Origin of the sequence: Mangrovibacter phragmitis (assembly GCF_040429585.1) — a bacterium.
Lineage (GTDB): Bacteria > Pseudomonadota > Gammaproteobacteria > Enterobacterales > Enterobacteriaceae > Mangrovibacter > Mangrovibacter phragmitis.
The window spans coordinates 5,242,577-5,261,028 of sequence record NZ_CP134782.1 but is presented as its reverse complement, the minus strand read 5'-3'; the positions used below and the strand labels follow the sequence as shown (position 1 = coordinate 5,261,028).

At 56.0% G+C, this 18,452-nt stretch carries 19 protein-coding genes; all 19 read left to right on the top strand.

All coding sequences use genetic code 11. The features are described 5' to 3' along the window. The first annotated feature begins 94 nt into the window (after positions 1-94). The 19 genes from phnF (at position 95) to MPHASIOC01_RS25185 (ending at position 18,381) form a co-directional block, all read left to right on the top strand. The gene (phnF, locus tag MPHASIOC01_RS25275) at positions 95-811 is read left to right on the top strand and encodes a phosphonate metabolism transcriptional regulator PhnF (RefSeq protein ID WP_353613544.1); all 717 of its coding nucleotides are present in this window, start codon (positions 95-97) and stop codon (positions 809-811) included. Further along, positions 812-1,261, top strand: a complete 450-nt coding sequence (phnG, locus tag MPHASIOC01_RS25270; protein WP_353613543.1) for a phosphonate C-P lyase system protein PhnG — start codon at positions 812-814, stop codon at positions 1,259-1,261. After that, positions 1,258-1,836: a phosphonate C-P lyase system protein PhnH gene (gene phnH / locus MPHASIOC01_RS25265; RefSeq protein ID WP_064596628.1), complete on the top strand. Its 579-nt coding sequence runs from the start codon at positions 1,258-1,260 to the stop codon at positions 1,834-1,836. The genes phnG and phnH overlap by 4 nt, the downstream gene beginning before the upstream one ends. Next, the gene (locus tag MPHASIOC01_RS25260; protein ID WP_353613542.1) at positions 1,836-2,909 is read left to right on the top strand and encodes a carbon-phosphorus lyase complex subunit PhnI; all 1,074 of its coding nucleotides are present in this window, start codon (positions 1,836-1,838) and stop codon (positions 2,907-2,909) included. Before phnH ends, MPHASIOC01_RS25260 begins: the two co-directional genes overlap by 1 nt. Further along, the gene (locus tag MPHASIOC01_RS25255) at positions 2,902-3,750 is read left to right on the top strand and encodes an alpha-D-ribose 1-methylphosphonate 5-phosphate C-P-lyase PhnJ (protein WP_353613541.1); all 849 of its coding nucleotides are present in this window, start codon (positions 2,902-2,904) and stop codon (positions 3,748-3,750) included. The genes MPHASIOC01_RS25260 and MPHASIOC01_RS25255 overlap by 8 nt, the downstream gene beginning before the upstream one ends. Next, the gene (gene phnK, locus MPHASIOC01_RS25250; protein WP_036103559.1) at positions 3,743-4,504 is read left to right on the top strand and encodes a phosphonate C-P lyase system protein PhnK; all 762 of its coding nucleotides are present in this window, start codon (positions 3,743-3,745) and stop codon (positions 4,502-4,504) included. The genes MPHASIOC01_RS25255 and phnK overlap by 8 nt, the downstream gene beginning before the upstream one ends. Positions 4,505-4,510: 6 nt before the next feature. Then, positions 4,511-5,212 (top strand): phosphonate C-P lyase system protein PhnL, encoded by a 702-nt coding sequence (gene phnL / locus MPHASIOC01_RS25245; RefSeq protein ID WP_353613540.1) that lies wholly within the window; start codon positions 4,511-4,513, stop codon positions 5,210-5,212. Continuing rightward, complete coding sequence (gene phnM / locus MPHASIOC01_RS25240; RefSeq protein WP_353613539.1) at positions 5,209-6,345, top strand: alpha-D-ribose 1-methylphosphonate 5-triphosphate diphosphatase; 1,137 nt, start codon at positions 5,209-5,211, stop codon at positions 6,343-6,345. Before phnL ends, phnM begins: the two co-directional genes overlap by 4 nt. After that, positions 6,345-6,899, top strand: coding sequence for a ribose 1,5-bisphosphokinase (gene phnN, locus MPHASIOC01_RS25235; RefSeq protein WP_064596638.1), 555 nt, complete (start codon positions 6,345-6,347; stop codon positions 6,897-6,899). The genes phnM and phnN overlap by 1 nt, the downstream gene beginning before the upstream one ends. Further along, entirely contained in the window at positions 6,881-7,639 is a 759-nt protein-coding gene (phnP, locus tag MPHASIOC01_RS25230; protein WP_353613538.1) for a phosphonate metabolism protein PhnP, read from the top strand. The genes phnN and phnP overlap by 19 nt, the downstream gene beginning before the upstream one ends. Before the next feature lie 109 nt (positions 7,640-7,748). Beyond that, on the top strand, positions 7,749-8,585 hold the full coding sequence (gene phnC / locus MPHASIOC01_RS25225; protein ID WP_156519023.1) for a phosphonate ABC transporter ATP-binding protein: 837 nt from the start codon (positions 7,749-7,751) through the stop codon (positions 8,583-8,585). Between the two features lie 57 nt (positions 8,586-8,642). Next, the gene (phnD, locus tag MPHASIOC01_RS25220; RefSeq protein WP_074388783.1) at positions 8,643-9,572 is read left to right on the top strand and encodes a phosphonate ABC transporter substrate-binding protein; all 930 of its coding nucleotides are present in this window, start codon (positions 8,643-8,645) and stop codon (positions 9,570-9,572) included. A 60-nt stretch (positions 9,573-9,632) separates the two neighbouring features. Further along, entirely contained in the window at positions 9,633-10,502 is an 870-nt protein-coding gene (phnE, locus tag MPHASIOC01_RS25215; RefSeq protein ID WP_353613537.1) for a phosphonate ABC transporter, permease protein PhnE, read from the top strand. Next, positions 10,499-11,380 carry a phosphonate ABC transporter, permease protein PhnE gene (gene phnE / locus MPHASIOC01_RS25210; RefSeq protein WP_064596646.1) on the top strand — a complete coding sequence of 294 codons (882 nt, stop codon included), beginning with the start codon at positions 10,499-10,501 and terminating at the stop codon, positions 11,378-11,380. The genes phnE (MPHASIOC01_RS25215) and phnE (MPHASIOC01_RS25210) overlap by 4 nt, the downstream gene beginning before the upstream one ends. A gap of 222 nt (positions 11,381-11,602) precedes the next feature. Further along, the gene (locus MPHASIOC01_RS25205) at positions 11,603-12,028 is read left to right on the top strand and encodes a hypothetical protein (protein WP_064596648.1); all 426 of its coding nucleotides are present in this window, start codon (positions 11,603-11,605) and stop codon (positions 12,026-12,028) included. Positions 12,029-12,094: 66 nt separating this feature from the next. Continuing rightward, entirely contained in the window at positions 12,095-12,484 is a 390-nt protein-coding gene (locus MPHASIOC01_RS25200; RefSeq protein ID WP_082917848.1) for a copper-binding protein, read from the top strand. 13 nt (positions 12,485-12,497) lie between these two features. Further along, positions 12,498-13,745 (top strand): TolC family protein, encoded by a 1,248-nt coding sequence (locus MPHASIOC01_RS25195; RefSeq protein ID WP_064596650.1) that lies wholly within the window; start codon positions 12,498-12,500, stop codon positions 13,743-13,745. Continuing rightward, positions 13,742-15,268, top strand: coding sequence for an efflux RND transporter periplasmic adaptor subunit (locus MPHASIOC01_RS25190; RefSeq protein WP_064596652.1), 1,527 nt, complete (start codon positions 13,742-13,744; stop codon positions 15,266-15,268). The genes MPHASIOC01_RS25195 and MPHASIOC01_RS25190 overlap by 4 nt, the downstream gene beginning before the upstream one ends. Then, positions 15,265-18,381, top strand: a complete 3,117-nt coding sequence (locus tag MPHASIOC01_RS25185) for an efflux RND transporter permease subunit (protein WP_353613536.1) — start codon at positions 15,265-15,267, stop codon at positions 18,379-18,381. Before MPHASIOC01_RS25190 ends, MPHASIOC01_RS25185 begins: the two co-directional genes overlap by 4 nt. Positions 18,382-18,452: the final 71 nt, after the last annotated feature.

Sequence of the window (18,452 nt, the reverse complement as noted above, 5' to 3'; positions counted from 1 at the left end):
TCATCTTCAGGCTTCAGGGTATTCCTGTCGTCAGAACCAGGTGGGCAGATGTTTCACCTGTGTGGAATCACTCATACCTAATGAGGTGTTGCTTATGCTGGAGTTATCCAGACATCCGACCACGGTCTACCAGGCCATAGCGGCACAACTGGAACAGGAACTTAACCACCAGTACCGTACTGGTGATTACCTGCCTTCTGAGCAGCAACTGGCGGCACGTTTTTCGGTACACCGCCATACCCTGCGACGGGCTGTGGATGAACTGGTCAATAAAGGGCTGGTTCAGCGCCGCCAGGGCGTGGGCATTCTGGTACTGAAACGCCCCTACGATTATCCCCTTCATGCACAGTCCCGTTTTACCCAGAACTTACTTGAACAGGGGAGTGACCCCACCAGTGAGCGCTTACTGGCTGTGTTGCGCCCGGCAAGCCTTGATGTGGCGGCTGCACTGGGTATTGAAGAAGGCGTTCAGGTGGTGCACCTGCGCACCTTGCGGCGTGTGAACGATGTCCCGTTATGCGTGATTAACCATTACCTGCGCGACCTGAGCTGGTGGCCGGTACTGCAGCAATTTACTCAGGGCTCTTTACACCGCTTTTTGCATGAGCGCCTGGGGCAGTCACTGGTGCGCCACCAAACCCGTATCGGCACCCGTCGCGCTCAGGCCAAAGAGTGCAAACTCCTGCAACTCCCGCTACAGGCACCGCTGCTTTATGTACGCACCCTGAACAAAAACACGGCGGGCGACAACGTGGAGTACTCCATCAGCCTGACCCGTGGCGACATGATTGAACTGACTCTGGAGCACTGAATGGAGAAGCAAACCGAACGCCAGCACTGGATGTCGGTGCTGGCGCACTGCCAGGACGATGAACTGGCGCGCTACTGGAAACCCCTGAATTTATCCCCTGAATGGACTGCGCTGCGGGAACCTGAGTGTGGCATGGCTCGTGTCCAGGCTCGTGCGGGTGATACCGGGCAGCGTTTTGTGGTGGGCGATGTCACCATCACTCGCGCCGCCATACGCCTTGCCGAAGGCCTGTGCGGGTTCAGCTATGTCATGGGCCGCCGTAAAGCCCATGCGGAACGCTGTGCAGTACTGGATGCCTTACTGCAGCACCCGGCATTTTACAAACTGATTCTGGAACAGGTCATCACCCCGCTGGCCGCGAACCGGGCAGAGCGCCAGCAACAGCGCGCCCGGGAAATCGCAGGCAGCAAAGTTGACTTTTTCACCCTGGTTCGCGGAGAGAACCCATGACATTACTGGCAAGTTTTAACCGGCCTGTGGCCGATGCGCAATATGCATTTCGCCGTTTACTGAAAGCAATGAGTGAGCCGGGTGTGATTGTCACCCTGCCGCTGGAACAGGGCTGGAGTGGTCTTTCCCCAGCTGCAACAGCCGTGTTGTTAACACTGGCTGATGGTGATACGCCGGTCTGGATTGACCCGGCCTTACACAACGACACCGTGGCAGAAAACCTGCGCTTTCATACCGGAGCACCACAAACAGCAGACCCTGTCAGTGCCTTATTTGCCCTGGTTGACGCCCGGCAGGACCCGGCTCTGCACCGCTTTTCACCCGGCCAGGCAGACGCCCCTGAAACCAGCACTACGGTGATTCTGGAAGTGCCGGGCTTAAATGGCGGCCTGAATATGCGCCTGTGGGGGCCGGGCATCAGTGAAATGCGCGCCATTGCACCGCAACTTCCCCAGGCGGCAACAGATTTCCTGCGCCACCATGCTGATACCTTCCCGGAAGGTTGTGACCTGATCCTCACCTGCGGCAACCAACTACTGGCTCTGCCGCGCACCACCCATGTGGAGGTGTGCTGATGTATGTGGCCGTGAAAGGTGGCGAAAAGGCCATTGAGCACGCACACCGCCTGCAGGCGGCTTTACGGCGTGGCAAGCAGGAAGTGGCAGAACTGCACTGTGAGCAAATCAACCAACAACTTGGCCTGGCGGTAGACCGGGTCATGACGGAAGGCGGGTTGTATGACCCGGAACTGGCGGCACTGGCAATCAAACAGGCCAGTGGCGACCTGGTCGAAGCCATTTTCCTGCTGCGTGCTTACCGCACCACGTTGCCTCGCCTTGCCGACAGCCAGCCGCTCAGCTTGCAGTCTATGCGCTGTGAACGGCGTATTTCAGCTATTTATAAAGACATTCCGGGGGGCCAGGTGCTCGGGCCAACCTATGACTACACCCACCGTCTGCTTGATTTTATGTTACTGGCCGATGGAGAAGTCCCAGATGTGCCTCCCGGAGACCAGCCCTTACCGGAAGCTGTCCCCACGGTGTTCAGCCTGCTTGAGCAGGAGCAGCTCGCAGTACCAGAACCGGAAAACGAGACACCTGCGCAGGATATTACCCGTGAACCACCGGAATACCCGGCCTCCCGCAGTGCGCGGTTACAACAGCTGGTGCGTGGCGATGAAGGTTTCTTACTGGCGCTCGGTTATTCCACTCAGCGCGGTTACGGGCGTAACCACCCGTTTGTTGGCGAGATCCGCAGTGGTTATGTGGATGTGGAAATTGTGCCGGAAGAACTGGGGTTCGCTGTCAGTATTGGTGAAATGGTGCTGACAGCCTGCGAAATGGTGAATGGCTTTACCGACCAGGTGGATCCCCCTGCGTTTACCCGGGGATTTGGCCTGGTTTTCGGCCGGGGTGAACGCAAAGCCATGGCGATGGCGCTGATGGACCGTGCGCTACAGGCTCCCGAATGGCAGGAAACCATTGATGGCCCGGCACAGGACGAAGAGTTTGTGCTGGCTCATGCAGATAATGTGGAAGCCGCCGGTTTTGTCTCGCACCTGAAATTACCCCATTACGTTGATTTCCAGGCAGAACTGGCCTTGTTACACCAGGTTCGCGCCACCCGGGAGGCAAAGAAAAATGCATGATTTAACCGGCTATAACCCTGGCTACCTGGACGAACAAACCAAGCGCACCATCCGCCGCGCCATCCTCAAAGCGGTTGCTATCCCTGGCTACCAGGTGCCTTTTGCCGGGCGGGAAATGCCGATGCCCTATGGCTGGGGAACCGGCGGTATCCAGATAACTGCCAGTATTATTGGTGATGACGATACCCTGAAGGTGATTGACCAGGGGGCCGATGACACCACCAATGCGGTGTCCATCCGGCACTTTTTCCAGAAGGTAAGTGGCGCGGCGGCTACCGAACGAACTGCTGACGCCAGCCTGATTCAGACACGCCACCGCATTCCGGAAACCCCACTGCGCGAAGACCAGATCCTGGTCTACCAGGTGCCAGTACCGGAACCGCTACGTTTTATTGAGCCCAGGGAAACGGAAACCCGGCAGATGCATGCGCTGGAAGAATACGGTGTGATGCAGGTAAAACTGTACGAAGATATTGCCCGTTATGGCCATATCGCTACCGCCTATGCCTACCCGGTAAAGGTTAATCAGCGCTACCTGATGGACCCGTCGCCCATTCCCAAATTCGATAACCCCAAAATGCACATGATGCCCGCATTGCAACTGTTTGGCGCAGGCCGGGAAAAGCGTATTTACGCGCTGCCGCCTTATTGCCAGGTGGAAAGCCTCGATTTTGACGACCACCCCTTTGATATCCAGCACTGGGACCAACCCTGTGCTCTGTGTGGTTCGCGTGACAGTTACCTTGATGAAGTGGTGATGGACGACAGCGGCACCCGTTTATTTGTTTGCTCCGATACCGACTATTGCCGCCAGCAGCAGGAAAAACAACATGATGCCTGAAGAACAGCCACTGCTTAGTGTCAGCAATCTGACCCACCTGTATGCCCCCGGAAAAGGGTTTGAAAATGTCTCGTTTGATCTCTTCCCAGGGGAAGTTCTGGGGATTGTTGGGGAATCCGGTTCCGGAAAAACCACCTTACTGAAATCGCTCTCGGCCCGCCTGGTGCCGCAACAGGGCGCAATTCATTACCGCGAGCAGAATCTGTATCAACTCAGCGAAGCCGCGCGCCGGCGCTTATTACGCACCGAGTGGGGCGTTGTGCACCAGCACCCGCTCGACGGGCTGCGCCCACGCATTTCCGCAGGCGGCAACATCGGCGAACGCCTGATGGCCGCAGGTGCACGCCATTATGGTGATATTCGTGCAGAAGCCAGCCACTGGTTGCAGGATGTGGAAATTGACCCGTCCCGGCTCGATGACCTGCCCGTAACGTTCTCCGGCGGCATGCAACAACGCCTGCAAATTGCCTGCAACCTGGTCACTCGCCCGGCCCTGGTGTTTATGGATGAGCCAACGGGAGGTCTGGATGTTTCGGTACAGGCCCGGTTGCTGGATTTGTTACGTAACCTCGTGCGGGATCTCAACCTGGCGGTGGTGATTGTCACCCATGATTTGGGCGTGGCGCGTTTGCTGGCCCACCGCTTGTTAGTGATGAAACAAGGCCAGGTGGTGGAAAGCGGCCTGACTGACCGGGTACTGGACGACCCCCATCACCCGTATACCCAACTGCTGGTCTCCTCCATTCTCGGGTAACTCAACATGACAATGCTAAATGTAGAAAGGCTGTGCAAAACCTTTGTGCTGCACAACCAGCAAGGGGCACGGTTGCCAGTTCTTAACCAGGTTTCACTGCAGGTGAACGCCGGGGAGTGTGTGGTATTACACGGCCACTCAGGCAGCGGTAAATCCACACTACTGCGCACGCTTTATGGCAACTATTTACCCGATTCGGGCAGTATCAACGTAAATCACCATGGTGAACAGATTGATTTGGTGACTGCCAGCGCCCGGCAAATTTTGGCATTGCGGCGCGATACGCTGGGCTGGGTGAGCCAGTTTCTGCGTGTGATCCCGCGCATCAGTGCATTGGAAGTGGTGATGCAGCCTTTGCTGGAACGGGGCGAAGCGCGTGATGTGTGCGAAGACAAAGCCCGTGAATTACTCGCCCGCCTCAACGTACCACAACGTTTATGGTCACTGGCGCCTGCCACGTTTTCCGGCGGCGAGCAGCAACGTGTGAATATCGCCCGTGGGTTTATTGCCCGGTCGCCAGTATTACTGCTGGATGAACCCACCGCATCGCTGGATAACAAAAACTGTGCGGCGGTTGTGGCATTGATTGAAGAAGCCCGCAGCCGTGGTGCGGCGATTGTCGGCATTTTCCATGACCGCGAAGTCAGAGAACGGGTGGCAAACCGCCTGCATATTATGAACCCCCTGGTGGCGGAGACAGAAGCATGATTATCAACAATGTGCGTATGGTACTGGAGCAGGAAGTGGTTTCCGGTTCACTGGAAGTGCGTGACGGGGTGATTAGCAGTTACAGTGAAACACCCAGCCAGTTGCCACAGGCGCTGGATGGTGAACAGGACTGGTTACTGCCGGGGCTGGTTGAACTGCATACCGACAACCTGGATAAATTTTTCACCCCGCGCCCAGGTGTGGACTGGCCGGCCCATTCCGCCATGAGCAGCCACGATGCGTTGATGGTTGCCAGCGGCATTACCACCGTGCTGGATGCCATTGGTGTGGGTGATGTACGCGATGGCGGCCACCGCCTGGATAACCTGGAAAAAATGATTGGCGCCATTCAGGAAAGCCGCAGACAGAATGCCAACCGGGCCGATCACCTGCTGCATTTACGCTGCGAGCTGCCTTACCACGCCACGCTGCCGCTGTTTGAACAACTGATGAACACTGATATTTTGCGTGTGGTGTCACTGATGGACCATTCTCCCGGTCAGCGCCAGTATGCTTCGCTGGAGAAATTTCGTGAATATTACCAGGGCAAATACCAACTGACAGACAGCGAAATGGCAGTGTATGAAAGCGAACAGGTTGCTCTGGCGGCACGCTGGTCGCGCCCCAACCGTGAAGCGATTGCCGCATTATGCCGTGAGCGCGGCCTGGCACTGGCCAGCCACGATGACGCCACGGCGTCGCATGTGGATGAATCCTGTGAGATGGGCAGCGTAATAGCGGAGTTTCCCACCACGTATGAGGCCGCGCAGCATTCCCGGGACAAAGGCCTGCGTATCTTGATGGGCGCACCGAACATTGTGCGCGGTGGTTCGCATTCAGGGAATGTGGCGGCACACTGCCTGGCAACCAGTGGTTTACTGGATATTCTGTCATCAGATTACTACCCGGCAAGCCTGCTGGATGCCGCGTTTCGCCTGGCGAAAGACGAGCGTAATTCACTGAAGCTCCCGGCAACCATCGCAATGGTGACGGCAAACCCGGCGCGGGCGATTGGCCTGGCTGACCGTGGGCGTATTGCTGAAGGGCTGCGGGCAGACCTGGTGCTGGCGCATACCCACCACGGGCATGCACAGGTGCGCCATGTCTGGTCGCAAGGGCGACAGGTTTACTGATGGCACGGTTAATCTGGCTGACAGGGCCTTCTGGTTCAGGGAAAGACAGCCTGCTGGATGCCTTGCGCGCACAGCCGCCTGCCGGGCTGGTGATTGCCCACCGCTACATTACTCGCCCGGCTTCTGCAGGCGGGGAAAACCATGTGGCGCTGACCACCACCGAATTCCGTCGCCGCTTACAGGCAGGGTTGTTTGCACTGCACTGGCAGGCCCATGGCTGTGAGTATGGGCTGGGCATAGAAATGGATTTGTGGTTGCAACGGGGGCTTAATGTGCTGGTAAACGGCTCCCGCCAGCATTGCGCTACCGCCCGGGAGCGCTATGGCGACCAGCTGTTTCCTGTCGTGCTCCAGGTCTCTTCCGATGTGCTGGCACAGCGCCTGCGTCAGCGCGGGCGTGAAGACGAAGCGGCTATCGCCCTTCGTCTGCAACGCAGCGTTAGCGCTCCTGAACCCAATGCTGTTTGCCTGAAAAACGATGGCGCGCTGGCAGACACCCTGGCGGCGTTTAACCAGTTGCTGGAGAACCATGCATTATGCAACTCACCTTTTTAGGCACCGGTGGCGCGCAACAAGTGCCGGTCTTTGGTTGTAGCTGCCTTGCATGCCAGCGTGCCCGGCAGGATAACCGCTATGCCCGTGGCCCTTGCAGCGCGCTGCTCCAGTCCGGTGATGAAACAATACTGATTGATGCCGGGCAGTGCCACCTTGAACAGCGCTTTGCGCCAGGGGAGCTGAGCCGGATTATGCTCACCCATTATCACATGGACCATGTCCAGGGGTTATTCCCGCTGCGCTGGGGGATGGGGGAACTGATCCCGGTGTTTGGCCCGCCGGATTCACAAGGTTGCGATGATTTATTCAAACACCCCGGAATCCTGGATTTTCAGGCCCCTTTCACGCCTTTTGAACCCGTTCAGTGGTCGGGTATGACCGTCACGCCAGTACCTTTGCAGCATTCAAAAATCACCTTTGGCTATGTTTTCAGGAAAAACGGTGCCTCCGGTAATACGCTGGCCTGGCTGTGCGACACTTGTGGGCTACCTCCCCAGACCCTGGCATTTTTGCAAAACACACCGCTGGAACACCTGGTGCTGGATTGCAGCCACCCACCAGGTGATACACCACCGCGCAACCATAACGACATCAATCAGGCACTGGCTATCCACCATGTGCTGCAACCGCAGCACACCTGGCTTACTCATATCAGCCACACGCTGGATAACTGGTTGCAGGAAAACCGCCTGCCAGAATCGGTTTCCCCCGCCAGGGATGGCATAACCCTGGCCTTATAACCACTCACTCAGGGTTGTTCACCGTTTAATCACTTTATTGTCATTAAACGTTCATCTGTGCTCGCCTTAATAGGGGCATCTTAACCAACAGATGGCAATGACAATGAACATGGCGCAGGCACTTTTAAAATCCACTTTAGCAGCCCCGGAACCGCAACTTCAGCCGGTTGCACAACAGACAGTGCTGAGTGTGCAGGATCTGTGTAAATCCTGGAATGGTCAGCACAATGTTCTGGATGGTATCAGTTTTGATCTCCATGCCGGTGAGCTGGTGGGCGTGATTGGCCGCTCGGGGGCAGGGAAATCCACACTGTTACATGTGCTCAATGGCACTCACACCGCCACATCCGGGCATATCCTGAGTCTGGAAGACGACGATGATGAGCGGGATATCACTGAACTGCATGGCCGGGCGTTACGCCAGTGGCGCAGTGAATGCGGCATGATCTTCCAGGACTTTTGCCTGGTACCGCGCCTGGATGTATTAACCAACGTGCTGTTGGGGCGCCTCAGCCAGACCAGCACACTGAAATCCCTGTTTAAAATTTTCCCGGACAGCGACCGCGCTCGGGCCATTGAGTTACTGGAATGGATGGGCTTACTGCCCCATGCTTTGCAGCGCGCGGAAAACCTGTCCGGCGGCCAGATGCAGCGCGTGGCAATTTGCCGCGCCTTAATGCAGAACCCGCGTATTTTGCTGGCGGATGAACCTGTTGCCTCCCTCGACCCGAAAAATACCCAGCGCATTATGGATGCCCTGAAGCAGGTCAGCCAGCGTGGAATCAGTGTCATGGTCAACCTGCACTCAGTGGAACTGGTGCAAAGCTATTGCTCGCGCGTGATTGGCATTGCCAGTGGGCGCGTGGTGTATGACGGGCACCCGGCAAGTTTAACAGAAGACACCCTGCAACAACTCTATGGCGATGAAATCAGCCAACTTCACTAACGCACCCTTACCAACAAGACTCACAGGCAAATGATAATGAAAAGGCAGAAAAACCTTATGAAACACTCCTTTCGTTCACTGGCACTGATGGCAGGCGTATTCATGGCCGGTAACGCGATGGCGTCGGATGCGCCAAAAGAATTGAATCTGGGAATTTTGGGTGGGCAAAATGCCACACAACAAATTGGCGATAACCAGTGCGTAAAAACGTTCTTTGATAAAGAACTGCATGTAGACACCAAACTGCGTAATTCGTCTGACTACTCTGGTGTTATTCAGGGCTTACTGGGCGGCAAAGTGGATATGGTCCTGAGTATGTCACCGTCGTCTTACGCATCGGTCTATATCAACAACCCGAAAGCGGTGGATATTGTGGGTATTCTGGTGGATGACAAAGATCAATCCCGGGGTTACCACTCCGTGGTCATCGTCAAAGCCAACAGCCCGTATAAAAAACTGGAAGATCTGAAAGGGCAGGCGTTCGGTTTTGCCGATCCGGATTCCACCTCGGGCTACCTGATCCCGAACCATGCGTTCAAAAAAGAGTTCGGTGGCAACACCGACAACAAATATAACAACTTCTTCTCCAGTGTGACCTTCTCTGGTGGCCATGAACAGGACATTCTGGGCGTGCTGAACGGCCAGTTTGCCGGTGCCGTCACCTGGACTTCACTGGTGGGCGACTACAACACCGGTTATACCGCTGGCGCCTTTGGCCGCCTGATTCGTATGGATCACCCGGATCTGATGAAACAGATCCGCATCATCTGGAAATCGCCGTTGATCCCCAATGGCCCGATCCTGGTGAGCAACAGCCTGCCGGCCGATTTCAAAGCCAAAGTGGTTGCAACTATTAAGAAACTGGATAAAGAAGACCATGCCTGCTTCGCTAAAGCCGTGGGTGGTGAACAGCATATTGGCCCGGCAACTGTTGCCGATTACCAGCAAATCATTGATATGAAACGTGAGCTGGTCACAGCCCGTTAAGTTATTTGGTACTGGCGCCCGGTAATATCACCGGGCGTTGTTTTATCTCAGGTAGCGCACATGACGTCGAACACCGAGTTTGAACAGTATTACCAGCAAGTTAAACGCCAGCAAAAGCGCGATACCTTGCTTTGGTCGCTGGTTTTATTGGGGCTTTACCTGGCTGCGGGCAATGCAGCGGAATTCAGCCTCACTACGCTCTGGCAGGCACTGCCACACTTCTTTGATTACCTGTTTGAAACCCTGCCAATACTGCACTGGAACCAGTTGTTTGCCGACGGGCATACCAGGGGCTCGTTATTGTACTGGGGCTACCGCTTGCATATTCAGTTACCGCTGATTTGGGAAACCCTGCAACTGGCACTGGCGTCTACCCTGGTGGCCGTTGCGCTGGCGGTGGTGCTGGCCTTTATGGCGGCAGGCAATACCTGGACACACCCGGCATTACGCTATGGCGTGCGCTCGCTGGTGGCATTTTTGCGCACCATGCCAGAACTGGCCTGGGCGGTGATGTTTGTGATGGCATTCGGTATTGGGGCGATACCCGGCTTTCTGGCGCTGGCACTGCATACCGTGGGCAGTCTGACCAAACTGTTCTATGAAGCCATTGAAAACAGCTCTTCGCGCCCGGTGCGCGGGCTGGCTGCCTGCGGTGCCAGCCGCCTGCAACGCATGCGTTTCGCGCTGTGGCCGCAGGTGAAGCCGCTGTTTTTATCTTACAGCTTTATGCGCATGGAAATTAACTTCCGATCTTCCACTATTCTGGGGCTGGTTGGCGCGGGCGGTATCGGTCAGGAGCTGATGACTAACATCAAACTCGACCGTTATGACCAGGTGAGCATCACGTTGCTGCTGATTATCCTGGTGGTGTCATTACTGGATTTGTGCTCGGGCAGGTTGCGCCGCTGGGTGCTGGAGGGGAAGGTATGAGTGTGTGGCAAACGGAACCGGATATCGCCCAGTACCGCGATTCTCACCCTGAATTATTTCGGGCACAACGGCGCTATTTGCGTGGTGTCGCTATTCTGGTGCTGGCGGTAGTGGCCTATTACGTCTGGTTTTTCCTGCAGTTTGGCATTACTGCCGAACAGTTCACACGGGGTATTGGTCAGTTGGGGCGTTACTTTGCCCGCATGTTTGTCTGGCATGATTTTGCTTCCTGGCCTTTTGGGTATTATCTGGGGCAAATTGGCATCACGCTGGCGATTGTGTTTGCCGGTACTCTGACGGCAACATTCATTGCGTTGCCTTTGTCTTTCTTCGCTGCCCGTAACGTGATGCAGGGCCGGGTTAATGGCGTAGTTGCCCTGTTGATGCGCCGCCTGTTTGATGTGCTGCGTGGCGTGGACATGGCGATTTGGGGGCTGATTTTCGTGCGTGCCGTAGGGCTTGGGCCGCTGGCCGGTGTACTGGCAATCGTGATGCAGGACACGGGGCTGTTAGGGCGTTTATACGCAGAAGGTCATGAGGCGGTAGAGCGTTCGCCCGGGCGTGGGCTGAGTGCTGTCGGTGCCGGGAGTGTGCAGAAGCACCGCTTCGGTATTTTCACGCAGTCTTTCCCTGCGTTCCTGGCGCTGAGCCTGTACCAGATAGAGTCCAATACGCGTTCAGCGGCGGTTCTGGGTTTTGTGGGTGCCGGTGGGGTGGGGCTGGTGTATGCCGAAAACATGCGCCTGTGGAACTGGGATGTGGTGATGTTTATCACCCTGATTCTGGTTGCGGTGGTCATGGCGATGGATGTGGCATCAACCTGGTTACGCCAGCGTTATATCACCGGTAAAACGGTACCCCTGTTTGAAGCCCGTTAATTAGTTTAAATCCCAGCAAATTTTTAAAGCCCGGCAATTTTTTAAACATCGTTATTCAGTGCCTGTGCCGCTGTCCCGGCGCAGGCACCAGAACGGCGCCCGGTTGTTGGTACTGTGTTACTTTTGTTTACTTTACGTTAAATCAACAGGTTGTGTGCATATTGCGCTTTGAGCCATGAAAAAAGTGTGTGTAGAATAACCTACTCACTAAAGGAATTGCTCATGCCCCAACGTTTGTTCCTCTCTCTGGCGCGTTACCTGAAACACGGGTTTATCACCCCAGTGCTGTTTCTGGCTGCCTGCTGGCTGGTGAGCAACCCAACGTTAGCTCAGGCGAGCGAATCCACCTCTGGCACACCTCTCTCTGCACCCGTTACCACGCATTACAGCCATGACAGCCACAATATGGTCATGCTGCACACTATGGCGATGCGTACTGCGGTAGACCATATTCTGTGTGAGAAAGATTGCCACCCGGATTATGGCAAGTTGCAGCACCACAAACTGCAACCTGAACCTGTTGCCATGGAATCCGGGCTGTTGCTGGTAGAACGCTGGGAGCGTGACTGCGTGCAACCAATGGCCTGGCATGTCCCGCCCAGCACCGGCCCACCCGCCGAAATCCGTTTTTGCCGTTTCAGAGAATAGATCTACCCGTTTTTCACCAGTCTGGTGGCCTTTTGGCCGTTTGTGAAAATTTGGGAGATTTCTCTAATGAAACTGTTATCTGTCCGTTCTGCTGCGCTGCGCGGCACCTTGTTAGTTACCGCTTTATCCACCGCAACACTGTTGCTTACCGCCCCCACTGCCGCTTTGGCAGAATCCACGCACGACAGGCAAGGCATGCAGGATATGCCAGGTATGAACACGCCTGCTACACAACCTGCAGAGGTTATTACCGCCACCGGTGTCGTGAAAAACTGGGGAGCAGAAAAAGTCTCGATTGCTCACCAGGCTATTCCACAACTTAACTGGCCTCCTATGACCATGCAGTTTTCCTTGCAGGGTTACCAGGGGCAGGCTTTTGCCCCCGGCCAGCGCATCACCTTTGCGTTTAAACAGGTGACAACGGGTTATCAACTGGTTTCCGCCAGCACGAACTAACACCGGAGTCACAATGAAAAAACCATGGAAAATGGCGGCCTGCGGGCTGCCTGCCCTGCTGTGGCTGTCTGCCGCGCAGGCAACCACTCTGGAAGCATCGCTGCAGGCGGCACAATCCTGGTCAGCAGGGCTGTCGGCCAATGCTCATCAGGTAAATGCGCTGGAAAATATGGCTGTTTCAGCGGGCCAGTTACCAGATCCAAAACTACTGGTAGGGATTGATAACGTCCCGGTGCAGGGCAATAACAGCCGCCGCCTTACCCGCGAAGGCATGACGATGGAGAAAATAGGCATCAGCCAGACCTGGGTAAGCGGTACTAAACGCCAGCGTAAAGTGGACACCCTGCTGGCGCAGGCGCGTGAAGTGGAAGCAGGCAAAGGAGTGATACTCGCACAGTTACAACGCGATACCGCCCAGGCCTGGCTCACACTGGCGATTGCCAGGAAAACCCTGGCGGCCATTGATGAACAACTGGCGGAAACCCAACGCCAGGTGGCCGTACAAAAAGCCTCCGTTGCCAGTGGCAGCGCACAACCAGACAGTACCGTGGATATCAGCCTGGCGGTGAATGAGATGCTGAATTTGCAGGACAATGCCCGCCGGGATGTTGAGGTTGCCCGGGCGCGCCTGATGCAACTGACTGGTGAAGAGATAACGCAAACCAGTGGTCCTTTCCCGCGCATTGAGCGTTTGCCTGCCACAGCCGCAGTATTGCTGGAAGGTGTGCAACAGCACCCGGAAATCATCCAGGCGGCACGCGCTGCTGATGTCGCAAAAGCGCGTTCACAGCAATCCGCAGTCGCCGGGCAACCGGATGTCGGTGTGCAAGTCTATTACGGGCATCGTGGTGACGGCATGGATGACCTGGCGGGGATACAACTGTCGGTGGATTTGCCGCTGTTTCAGGGCAAACGGCAGGATAAAGACTATTCAGCGGATCTCTCCCGTGCCATGGAGGCAAAAGACCAGTTGACGTTACTGGTGCGTGAACACAAGGCGCAACTGAATGCGTTGATTGCGCAGTACCAGTCTGCACAGGCAATTTACCAGCGCCAGCGCGACACGGTATTGCCATTATTGCAGGCCAAATACCGGCTGACAGAAGCGCAGTATCGTGCCGGAAACAGCACGCTGGCTGCATTGTTAGCGGCAAGGCGCGCACAACTTAACGGCAACATCACCCTCAGTAATAACCAGCAAGCCATGGCAACAGCCTGGGCTGCCATCCGCTACCTCACCGTGCAGGACTCACCACAATGAAACCGCAATTACGTCGTATTAGCCTGATGGCGCTTTGTGCCGTTATTTTTGCCACAGCCGGCTGGTTTGCCGGTAAACACAGTAGCGGGGAAACGACTAAAACAACCCGCCAGCCCGCCACCGCCAGTGCTGAGCGCAAAGTATTGTACTGGTATGACCCAATGACGCCTGGCACCCGGTTTGATAAACCCGGTAAATCGCCGTTTATGGATATGGACCTGGTACCACGCTACGCCGATGAAGAAGGGCAACCGGACGGCGTGCGGGTCAGTGCCCGGCAACAACAGAACCTCGGTGTACGTACTGCCGACGTCACAAAACGGGTTATGGAAGCCCGCCTCGACGGGTATGGCACTGTGGCCGTGAACGAGCGCACCCGGGTAACGGTGCCCGCCCTCGCCAGCGGCCTGGTGGAAAAACTGTATGTGAATGCGCCGCAGCAATTTGTGCGTAAAGGTGAAGCCCTGGCACAGTTGTGGATCCCGCAATGGGCAGCGGCGCAGCAGGAGTACCTGGCTGTCAGAGCGCTGGGCGACGCAGCATTAAACCATGCGGCGCGTGAACGCCTTGCTCTGCTATTTATGCCAGAAGAGATAATCCGCCAGGTGGAACGTACCGGTAAGCCACAAACCCGGGTAACGGTGCGTGCTTCTCAGGCGGGTTATATTAACCAGTTAGAAGTGCGTGAAGGCGCGCAAGTCTCGGCCACTCAGGCATTGTTTGATGTCGCGGCGCTGAACACCGTCTGGGCTGTGCTGGATTACCCGCAAAACCAGGCTGCACAAGTTCATACCGGTAGCGAAGTAACCGCCACCACTCAGGCCTGGCCGGGCAAAGTATTCCAGGGCAAGGTCACCGAGGTATTACCCAACCTGGATGCCGATACCCGCACCCTGAAAGCGCGCGTCACACTTGATAACCCCGACCAGCAACTGCGCCCCGGCATGTACCTGCACATGGCGTTAACCCCGGCGACTCAACAGGCTCCTGTACTGGCGATTCCGGAAGAAGCGTTGATCACCACTGGCAGCCAAAACCGGGTCTTGCTGGCTGAAAAAGACGGCTATTTCTCACCGCAGGCAGTCACGCTGGGTGAGCATGCTCAGGGCTTTGTCGAAGTGAAATCGGGGCTTAAAGAGGGCCAGCGCATTGTGGTTTCCGGGCAATTCCTGATTGATTCAGAAGCCAGCCTGCGTAGCGCGTTACCAGAAATGGCAGACAACAATAAACCTGGCCATGCAGCCACACAAACAGCAGCAACGGATAAAGCCAGTGCGCCAGCCGCGATTTCCGCGAATGGCGAGGTGGTGGCGCTGGCCGATGGTGCAGTCACGATTTCTCACGCAGCGATTCCTGCCCTGAAATGGCCACCCATGACTATGGATTTTTCGGCAACTCCCCAACAACAGCAAAGGCTGAAAATTGGCGACCATGTGATGTTCTCATTCACCATGACCGAAGATGGCGCACGCCTTGAATCTATCATGAACATGCCCGCCGACGGGCATAAGGCACAACGATGATTGCCGCAATAATTCGCTGGTCTTTACGTAACCGCCTGTTGGTTTTGCTGGCGGCGGTAATGGTGGCGGCGTGGGGCGTGTGGGCGGTAAAAAATGCGCCGCTCGATGCGCTGCCAGATTTGTCAGACACCCAGGTCATTGTGCGGGTCAGTTACCCTGGCAAAGCGCCACAAATTGTTGAAGACCAGGTGACTTACCCACTGACCACCACCATGCTATCGGTGCCCGGGGCCAAAACCGTGCGTGGGTATTCCATGTTTGGCGATGCCTACGTGTATATCCTGTTTGATGACGGCACAGACCCATACTGGGCGCGCTCCCGTGTGCTGGAGTATTTAAGCCAGGTGCAGTCGAGCCTGCCGCCGGAAGCCCGTGCCTCGCTTGGGCCGGATGCCACTGGTGTGGGTTGGGTATATGAATATGTACTGGCCGACAAAACCGGTAAACACAGCCTGGGGGATTTACGCGCCATTCAGGACTGGATCCTGAAATATGAACTGAAAACAGTCCCCAATGTTTCGGAAGTTGCCAGCGTGGGCGGGATGGTCAAGCAGTACCAGATTGTGCTGAACCCGGACCGCATGCGGGCACTGAATGTTACCCATCAGCAAGTAGCGGACGCGGTGAAAAGTGCCAACCAGGAAGGGAGTGGCGCAGTGGTCGAAATGGGCGAGGCCGAATATATGGTGCGCACCTCCGGCTACCTGAAAAACCTGCAAGACTTTGCGCATGTGGTGATTACCAGCCGTAACGGCGTGCCGGTCATGCTGTCTGATGTGGCAACAATTCGGCGCGGCCCGGAATTGCGGCGCAGTGTGGCAGAGCTTAATGGCGAAGGCGAGGTAACCGGCGGCATTATCATTATGCGCTCGGGTAAAAACGCCCTTGCCACCATTGATGCCGTGAAAACCCGGCTTGCCGAAGTCAAACGCAGTTTGCCAGCAGGTGTTGAAATCATCCCGGTTTATGACCGCTCGTTACTGATTAAGCACTCCGTTGAAACCCTGACTCACAAACTGATTGAAGAGTTTATTGTGGTGGCGCTGGTCTGCGCGCTGTTCCTGTTTCACTTCCGTTCGGCGCTGGTGGCGATGATTAGTTTGCCACTGGGTATCCTGGGGGCGTTTATCGTCATGCATTACCAGGGTGTCAGCGCCAATATTATGTCGCTGGGTGGGATAGCTATTGCCATTGGTGCCATGGTGGATGCGGCCATCGTCATGATAGAAAACATGCACAAAGGGCTGGAACGATGGCGCCATGAGCACCCCGGGCAAACGCCACAAGGTAATGATTACTGGCATGTTGCCGGGCAGAGCGCGGCGGAAGTGGGCCCGGCACTGTTTTGCAGCCTGCTGATTATTACGTTGTCTTTTATTCCGGTGTTCACGCTGGAAGCCCAGGAAGGGAAAATGTTTTCCCCGCTGGCCTTCACCAAAACCTGGTCTATGGCGGTGGCCGCCGGGTTGGGGATAACCCTGGTTCCGGTGCTGATGGGCTATTTTATTCGCGGGAAAATTCCCGATGAGCAGGCCAACCCGATTAACCGTATGCTGATTCGGGGTTATGAGCCACTGCTGGCCTGGGTGCTGGCGCGGCCAAAAACCACACTGGCACTGGCGGGGGTATTGTTAGTGGCGACACTGTGGCCGTTATCTCGCCTGGGCAGTGAATTTATGCCCGCGCTGGACGAAGGCGACTTGCTGTATATGCCTTCGACACTGCCGGGGATTTCGGCTCAGGAGGCCGGGCGTCTGCTGCAACTGACGGACCGGATGATTAAAACCGTACCTGAAGTGGAGACGGTGTTCGGCAAAGTGGGGCGGGCGGATACCGCAACTGACCCGGCACCGTTAACCATGCTGGAGACCACCATTCACTTTAAGCCCAAAGATCAGTGGCGGCCGGGCATGACCATGAAAAAGCTGATTAATGAGCTGGATAAAACGGTGCAGGTACCGGGTATCGCGAATGTTTGGGTTCCGCCGATTCGCAACCGGCTGGATATGCTCTCTACCGGGATCAAGAGCCCGGTCGGCATCAAGGTGAATGGCGATAACCTGGCGCAACTGGAGCAGGTCGCTGAACAGATTGAACGTGTGGTGAAAACAGTACCCGGCGTGACATCGGCACTGGCAGAACGCCTGGATGGCGGGCGTTATATCAATATTGATATCGACCGTGCCGCCGCTGCCCGCTATGGTGTTTCAGTGCGGGAGTTGCAGTCGGTGGTATCGAGCCTGGTGGGTGGGGAAAATATTGGTGAAACCCTGGAAGGGCGTGAACGTTACCCCATCAGCATTCGCTACCCGCGGGAGATGCGTGATTCAGTGCAGAAAATCCGTGAGTTGCCGGTTGTCACCGCATCAGGCGCACAGGTTGCGCTGTCGCAACTGGCTTCAGTTTCAGTGAGTGAAGGCCCGGCCATGCTGAAAAGTGAAAATGCCCGTTTATCTGACTGGGTGTATGTGGATATTCGCGGCCGGGATTTGCGCTCAGCTGTACTGGCGATGCAGCAGGCGGTTAACCAGCAAGTTCAGTTGCCGCAAGGTGTGTCGTTAACCTGGTCCGGGCAGTTTGAGTATATGTCCCGTGCGGCGGCGAAACTGAAAGTGGTATTGCCGGTGACGCTGGTGATTATTTTTGTTCTGCTGTACCTGACATTCCAGCAAGTTAAAGATGCACTGTTAATTATGGGAACACTGCCATTTTCCCTGATTGGCGGGGTATGGCTGCTGTATTTACTGGGATACAACCTGTCGGTGGCTACGGCGGTGGGCTTTATTGCGCTGGCCGGGGTGGCGGCAGAGTTCGGGGTGATTATGGTGCTCTACCTGAACCATGCCATACAGCACCAGCGTAAAGCAGGGCCGCTGACACGCCACCAGTTACTGGCGGGGATCCATGAAGGCGCGGTATTACGTGTCCGCCCCAAAGTGATGACCGTCGCCACGATAATGGCAGGTTTGCTGCCCATCATGTGGGGTGGCGGTACGGGCTCTGAAGTGATGCAGCGCATTGCCGCGCCTATGATTGGCGGTATGATCACCGCACCGTTATTGTCGATGCTGGTGATCCCGGCGGTGTATTTGCTCTCGCACCGTAAAGGTTGAGGTTTCAGCGCGCCAGGGAAGGCGCGGCAGATTGATGAAAAAGAAGGAAAAGCATGATTTTTCCTTCTTTT

Coding starts and splice junctions, on each gene's coding strand:
- MPHASIOC01_RS25190 (WP_064596652.1), top strand. CDS start 13,742: ATGAAACCGCAATTACGTCGTATTAGCCTGATGGCGCTTTGTGCCGTT.
- MPHASIOC01_RS25195 (WP_064596650.1), top strand. CDS start 12,498: ATGAAAAAACCATGGAAAATGGCGGCCTGCGGGCTGCCTGCCCTGCTG.
- phnP (WP_353613538.1), top strand. CDS start 6,881: ATGCAACTCACCTTTTTAGGCACCGGTGGCGCGCAACAAGTGCCGGTC.
- MPHASIOC01_RS25200 (WP_082917848.1), top strand. CDS start 12,095: ATGAAACTGTTATCTGTCCGTTCTGCTGCGCTGCGCGGCACCTTGTTA.
- phnK (WP_036103559.1), top strand. CDS start 3,743: ATGCCTGAAGAACAGCCACTGCTTAGTGTCAGCAATCTGACCCACCTG.
- phnC (WP_156519023.1), top strand. CDS start 7,749: ATGGCGCAGGCACTTTTAAAATCCACTTTAGCAGCCCCGGAACCGCAA.
- phnD (WP_074388783.1), top strand. CDS start 8,643: ATGAAACACTCCTTTCGTTCACTGGCACTGATGGCAGGCGTATTCATG.
- phnE (WP_064596646.1), top strand. CDS start 10,499: ATGAGTGTGTGGCAAACGGAACCGGATATCGCCCAGTACCGCGATTCT.
- phnN (WP_064596638.1), top strand. CDS start 6,345: ATGGCACGGTTAATCTGGCTGACAGGGCCTTCTGGTTCAGGGAAAGAC.
- phnE (WP_353613537.1), top strand. CDS start 9,633: ATGACGTCGAACACCGAGTTTGAACAGTATTACCAGCAAGTTAAACGC.
- MPHASIOC01_RS25255 (WP_353613541.1), top strand. CDS start 2,902: ATGCATGATTTAACCGGCTATAACCCTGGCTACCTGGACGAACAAACC.
- phnM (WP_353613539.1), top strand. CDS start 5,209: ATGATTATCAACAATGTGCGTATGGTACTGGAGCAGGAAGTGGTTTCC.
- phnL (WP_353613540.1), top strand. CDS start 4,511: ATGACAATGCTAAATGTAGAAAGGCTGTGCAAAACCTTTGTGCTGCAC.
- MPHASIOC01_RS25205 (WP_064596648.1), top strand. CDS start 11,603: ATGCCCCAACGTTTGTTCCTCTCTCTGGCGCGTTACCTGAAACACGGG.
- phnH (WP_064596628.1), top strand. CDS start 1,258: ATGACATTACTGGCAAGTTTTAACCGGCCTGTGGCCGATGCGCAATAT.
- phnG (WP_353613543.1), top strand. CDS start 812: ATGGAGAAGCAAACCGAACGCCAGCACTGGATGTCGGTGCTGGCGCAC.
- MPHASIOC01_RS25260 (WP_353613542.1), top strand. CDS start 1,836: ATGTATGTGGCCGTGAAAGGTGGCGAAAAGGCCATTGAGCACGCACAC.
- phnF (WP_353613544.1), top strand. CDS start 95: ATGCTGGAGTTATCCAGACATCCGACCACGGTCTACCAGGCCATAGCG.
- MPHASIOC01_RS25185 (WP_353613536.1), top strand. CDS start 15,265: ATGATTGCCGCAATAATTCGCTGGTCTTTACGTAACCGCCTGTTGGTT.